This is a genomic window from Xanthomonas bromi (assembly GCF_900092025.1).
In the GTDB taxonomy this organism is placed as follows: domain Bacteria; phylum Pseudomonadota; class Gammaproteobacteria; order Xanthomonadales; family Xanthomonadaceae; genus Xanthomonas; species Xanthomonas bromi.
Map to the genome: position 1 here is coordinate 1 of NZ_FLTX01000092.1, position 1,742 is coordinate 1,742.

Sequence of the window (1,742 nt, forward strand, 5' to 3'; positions counted from 1 at the left end):
AACATCGAACTGGGCGCACCGGGCACGATTGCGTTCAAGGGCGGGCAGCAGGTGTTGACGGGGCCGCAGGGCTTTAGCACCCGCGTGCAGCTGCCCTCGGCGGACAAGCCGGTGTGCCTGGAGTGCATGCGCGATCTGGCGTCCCGGCACGAAGCCGTCGCATCTCGCGGGTGATCGGTCATGCATCCGCTCTTCGAATCGTGGTCCACCTTCCTCGCCCCGCATCGCCACCGTGAGGGCACCGGGGTTTTCCTGCTGCTGGATGCCGCGCAGCTGCCCATCAATGCGATGCCGTGGAAGGAGATGATCGGCGAGCAGCGCGTCTACAACGTGCTGCGAGATCAACCCGAAAGCGTCGATCCATCGGTGTGCGCCCTGTTGATGGACTACGAAGCCGCCTGGGTCGATGCGCTGTTGAACAGGTATCTGCCGCGCAGGCCGTTCGCCTTCGTCGCCCTTTCCAGCGCGCTGCCTATCGCCCAATTGGCCCAGGCATTGGCCAAACGCGCCGACGTCTCCCTGCCCGACGGCAAGAAAGGATTGCTCCGCTATTACGATGCGGCGGTGCTGCAGGCGCTGCCCAGGGCGGTGGAGGCTAACAAGCTGGATGCCTTCCTGTCCTGCGCCGATGCATGGGTTTGTATCGGTCGCGACGCCGCCCCGCTGGCACTGCGCCCCTCGCCGGAACGCAGGCCCGGCCGGCCCGCCGCGCGCCTTGCGCTCACCCCACCCGAGCTGCAACGGCTGGACGCGCTCGGCCGGCTGGATCGCATTGCCGCGGAGCTGAAGCGCAACGGCGCGCTGCCGGTCGATGCAGACCCCTTCCAGACGTGGAAGACACTGTCCGTGACGCAGGAGGTGTTGCTGGAGGCGGGGCTGGAAGCGGAACTGCTGCTCTATCGCTGCTGTGCGGCGCTCGTGCGCCGGGAAGTCGATGACAGCTGGCACGCACAGCTTGCCGGTCTCGTGCACGCGCACCGGACGGACCACGATGCGCTTTGCGAAGCGCTAGTGGATTGGGCGTATGACGTGGCGAGCACGCAAGAGCGCCAGACATGAGCAGCGAGCCTGTCTCCGAAAGAATGGAACGGCGTCTTAGCAATGGGGGGATGAGATGGGTGCGGATGAGCTTCCTCCAACCCCGTGTATTGCTCAATAAGAATGGTCTTTGAGGCACCTATGAGATGAGCATTATCAGATTTTTGATGGTGGCGTTTATCTTCTTGCTGGGCGGTTGCAAGGATGGTTTCTCGCAGTCGAGAACCGTATGCGTCACTGGCTACAATGAGTACGAAAAGAAAATTCATGAATTCTGGCTAGACAATGAATCTAGTTCAGGATGCTTTGGGAATCCTCCGGGTCGGACTGATGGGAATTTGTGGGGAGGTGGCGGGAAGTTTTCTTGCGGATGTAATGTCACGCCTGGAAAGACTGTTAATTTGCAGTGGACATTTGTTATGCCTAAAGAGGATTTTTATGCTGGTAAGAAGGCTGAAGAGCATGAAGTAAAAGTCACTATCCCTCAGCCGGAATCAAGAAATTCTCGGTATTTCAGAGTCTATTTTCGGAAAGATGGAACGGCGTCTTTGCAATGGGTGGATGATATGGGCGCGGATGAGCTTCCTCCAACCGCGTCTATTGCCCAATAAGAATGGTCTTTGAGGCACTCATGATATGAGAATTATTAGATTTTCGATGGTGGCGTTTATCTTCTTGCTGGGCGGTTGCAAGGATGGTTTCTC

At 58.8% G+C, this 1,742-nt stretch carries 2 protein-coding genes; both read left to right on the top strand.

The window, feature by feature from the left end:
* The first annotated feature begins 180 nt into the window (after nt 1-180).
* Nucleotides 181-1,059, top strand: coding sequence for a DUF4123 domain-containing protein (locus XBLMG947_RS20235; protein WP_065470328.1), 879 nt, complete (start codon nt 181-183; stop codon nt 1,057-1,059).
* Nucleotides 1,060-1,184: 125 nt separating this feature from the next.
* Entirely contained in the window at nt 1,185-1,649 is a 465-nt protein-coding gene (locus XBLMG947_RS22160; protein WP_245228279.1) for a DUF3304 domain-containing protein, read from the top strand.
* The last annotated feature ends 93 nt before the right edge of the window (nt 1,650-1,742 follow it).